The following is a 3,915-nucleotide window of genomic DNA, read 5'->3' as shown; positions in this document are numbered from 1 at the left end:
AAACCTACATTTTTAAACTGCCCTTGACAGAATTTTTGAATCATTTCAAAAGTTTGATATGGATAAGGCAGAAAATATGTTCCGAGTAAATGTTTTGGGGCTTATGTATGTAACTCAAAAAATAGCTCAACAAATGATTGATTCCGGTAGGGGACAGATTTTTAATATTGCATCGGTGGCTGGAAAGATTGCTACTCCTAAATCAACAATTTATTCGGCAACTAAGTTTGCGGTTATTGGCTTTTCTAATGCTTTAAGATTAGAATTACGGCCACTTGGAATTCAGGTTACCACGGTGAATCCCGGTCCAATGGATACTAATTTCTTTAAACGTTCAGAAACAAGCAGTAAGTATTTTGAGAGTGTCAAATTCTTGGCACTGTCACCTGAAAAAGTTGCCCATCAGATTACAAATGCGATGGGCTATCCACGTCGTGAAATTAATGCTCCTGCTTATATGGAAGCAATTCACCGAGGATACGAGTTATTCCCCAAACTTGGGGATCGTTTGGCAAGTAGTTCATTATTTAACCGAAAGTAAGGCATTTGAGACATGAAAAATCAATGGCGAGTGATTATGATTTTAGTTTTGGTATTATTGGTAGCGGCTTTTGCAGTAGTCAATGTGAGTGAAGTACCAATAAGTCTTCTGTTCACGACGGTTCACTGGCCACTAGTTTTAGTGATCCTAGTATCTGTGGTTGCTGGGGCGTTAATTACGTTTCTGGTTTCAATGGGAACGAGTATGAAACAAAAACGAGAGCATCGTCATGAGATTGACGTGGCAAGCAAAGAAATTGATGACCTCCGCGAAGAAAACAAGTCTTTAAAGCGGCGTATAAATAATGTTAGTAGCAAAAATGATCAAAAAATTGAAGAGCTATAATTGGTTGGATAACAACTAACTTGGCAAGAAACTAAAATGATTAAGAATTGAGCGAAAGATCGAAAATCTCATTTGAGTAACGGCTTTCGTTCATTTTGTTTTTTATGAATTAGGAAGTGAAGTAGTGCTGAAATCAAAATATAATTGGCAAATGCCAAAAAAACAAATCGATTCCAAAAAAGTAACAGAAATTGCCCAAGCTTGTGACTTAAGTGAAGTTGCCGCGACTGTTTTAATTGGGCGGGGCTATGATACGGTGGAGAAGGCTACCCAATTTCTAAAACTAGATCCGGAAATGATTCATGATCCATTCTTGCTTCATGATATGCAAAAAGCTGTTGATCGCATTCAAGCTGCGATTGTGGCAAATGAAAAAATCGTGGTTTATGGTGATTACGATGCTGATGGGGTTACAAGCACAACTATTATGTTTGAAACCCTAAATGAATTGGGAGCAGATGTTGATTACTTTGTTCCGGATCGTTTTAAAGATGGTTATGGGCCGAACATGGCTGAATATCAACAATTCATTGAGAATGGTGTGCAGTTAATGATTACCGTTGATAACGGTGTAGCAGGTAACGAACCCATCAATTATGCGGTGACACATGGCATGGATGTCATTGTTACGGACCATCATGAAATGCCAAAAGAGCTTCCAAATGCGACCGCCATTGTCCATCCGCGTTATCCTGGTAGCCACTATCCATTTTCTGATCTTTCCGGAGTTGGAGTTGCTTTTAAGGTTGCTTCAGTATTACTAGATGAGGTGCCAGAAGAGTTTTTAGATTTGGTTGCGATTGGAACCATTGGAGATTTGGTTTCCTTAACGGATGAAAACCGCTTTTTGGTGACTAGTGGTTTAAAGGTAATGAGTGAAGGCCAGCGTGTGGGTCTCAACGCTTTACTAAAAGTCTGTGGTTTAGAAGGCCAAGAAATTAATGAGCAGGATATTGGTTTTACAATTGCCCCACGGTTAAATGCCGTTGGCCGAATTGGCAATGCTGGCGAAGCAGTTGAGTTATTAACGACGTTTGATGATGAAAAGGCGGACCAGATTGCTAAACACATTGATTCCGTAAATGAACAACGTAAACAATTGGTTTCGGATATCTATGATGAGGCAGTTGTTCAGGCGCAAACACCTGAGAATGTGGCTCGAAAAACATTAGTAATCACAGGAACTGATTGGCATCAAGGCGTTTTAGGAATTGTGGCTAGTCGTTTGGTCGAGGCAACTGGAAAACCAACGATCGTCTTAAGCGCTGCGGAAACAGAACCCAATTTCAAAGGATCTGGACGAAGCGTTGAAGCGTTAAATTTATTTGAGGCTTTAAACAGTCAACGTGATTTGTATGTAAACTTTGGTGGCCACCACATGGCAGTTGGGTTAACGATTGCGAAAACAAACGTTGAAGCTTTACGACAACTGCTCGAAAAATCAGCTGATGGAGCTCAGTTGAATCCAAATCAAATAGCACCATTGGCGATTGACGAAACTTTGAAAGTTGATCAGATTAGTTTGCAAGTGATTCAGGATTTACAACGTCTAGGACCTTTTGGAACGGATAATCCCATTCCTGAATTTGAGATTGATCCTGAACAAGTAGTAAATGCCAAACAAATTGGTGCCGATAAAAGCCATTTGAAATTTCAATTGGCCGGGAAAAAACAGCAAATTGATACAATTGCATTTCAGCAAGGAGCCTTGTTGCCATTTATACAGGCCGTTCCAGATCACGTTAAAGTGGTTGGAACGCTAGAATCCAATACTTGGCGAAATCAAACGAAGCCGCAAGTGATGGTTAAAGACTTACTGATTGATGCCATTCCAGTGATTGATAAACGAACAACGCATCTTAGTCTTCAGTTATTTTCAGAACCAGCGACCTATGTGTTTTTTCATAAGATTACTTATAAGCGGGTCAAACCATACTTGGCCGCTGATGTTAAAACAGTGGTTTTGGATGGCAATATGCAAAATGATACTTCCTTAACTGGAAATCTTACGTTAGTTGATTGTCCCGATTCAATTTCTAAATTTACAAATTGGTTGAGCGATCAAGAGCCGGATAGTCTAACAGTTTATTTTTATCAGAAGAATAATGCTTACTTGGATGGGATGCCGAACCGTGAACAGAGTGGAAAAGTGTTTAAATTCTTTGTTAATCATCCGGTAATTGATTTAAAAACGCAATTACCAGATGTGATTAAGCATTTGCATATAACTCAAAGTGTATTAGTTTTCTTAATTCAGGTGTTTTCTGAGTTGAAATTTGTTAAAATAGAAAACGGTCGTGTTTCATACATTCAGAATCCAACGCCCCAAAAGTTAACCGAAGCGCCGGCCTATAAATTAAGAGAAGAACAAATTAAAACACAAGAAAAATTGTTGTACAGCAAATCTGCTACTCTGAAAACTTGGATTCAAGAACAGTTGGCAGATAAAAACGAAGGAGTTGCTGATTAATGGCACTAGATTTACATGATTATGTTGCAAGTATTCCTGATTATCCTGAAAAGGGCGTTATTTTTCGTGATATTTCCCCTTTAATGGGTGATGGAGCTGCTTATAAACAAGCTACAAATGAAATTGTTAATTATGCGCGCGATAAGGGTGTTGAAATGATTGTGGGACCAGAAGCCCGCGGATTTATCGTTGGCTGTCCAGTTGCTTATGAATTGGGCGTTGGTTTTGCGCCAGCTCGTAAAAAGGGTAAATTGCCTCGTCCAACGATCAAGGCCACTTATGACTTGGAATACGGCACTTCTTCACTTTATCTGCATAAGGATGCCGTTAAGCCAGGACAAAGAGTTTTAGTGACTGATGATTTGCTTGCGACCGGGGGTACAATTTCAGCCACCATTGATTTAGTTGAAGAGCTAGGCGGCATTGTGGTCGGAACGGCTTTTATCATTGAGTTAAAGGATATGCATGGTCGCGACAAGATTAAAGATTATGACATGCTTTCATTAATGAAATACTAAATTCTAACAATAAAGGGTCTCTGTCAAATCGTATTGGTGGA

General features: G+C 39.3%; 4 protein-coding genes. All 4 read left to right on the top strand.

The window, feature by feature from the left end:
• The first annotated feature begins 31 nt into the window (after positions 1-31).
• A complete protein-coding gene (locus IV84_RS09915; protein WP_081036108.1) occupies positions 32-541 on the top strand; it encodes an SDR family NAD(P)-dependent oxidoreductase in 510 nt (169 codons plus the stop codon).
• Between the two features lie 12 nt (positions 542-553).
• Positions 554-886 (top strand): LapA family protein, encoded by a 333-nt coding sequence (locus IV84_RS09910; RefSeq protein ID WP_046871483.1) that lies wholly within the window; start codon positions 554-556, stop codon positions 884-886.
• 124 nt (positions 887-1,010) lie between these two features.
• Positions 1,011-3,356, top strand: a complete 2,346-nt coding sequence (gene recJ / locus IV84_RS09905) for a single-stranded-DNA-specific exonuclease RecJ (RefSeq protein WP_052694505.1) — start codon at positions 1,011-1,013, stop codon at positions 3,354-3,356.
• Entirely contained in the window at positions 3,356-3,874 is a 519-nt protein-coding gene (locus IV84_RS09900) for an adenine phosphoribosyltransferase (RefSeq protein ID WP_046871482.1), read from the top strand. Before recJ ends, IV84_RS09900 begins: the two co-directional genes overlap by 1 nt.
• Positions 3,875-3,915: the final 41 nt, after the last annotated feature.

The organism is Pediococcus damnosus, from assembly GCF_001437255.1.
GTDB lineage: Bacteria > Bacillota > Bacilli > Lactobacillales > Lactobacillaceae > Pediococcus > Pediococcus damnosus.
The sequence above is the reverse complement of the archived record's forward strand: the minus strand, read 5'-3'. Positions and strand labels throughout refer to the sequence as shown.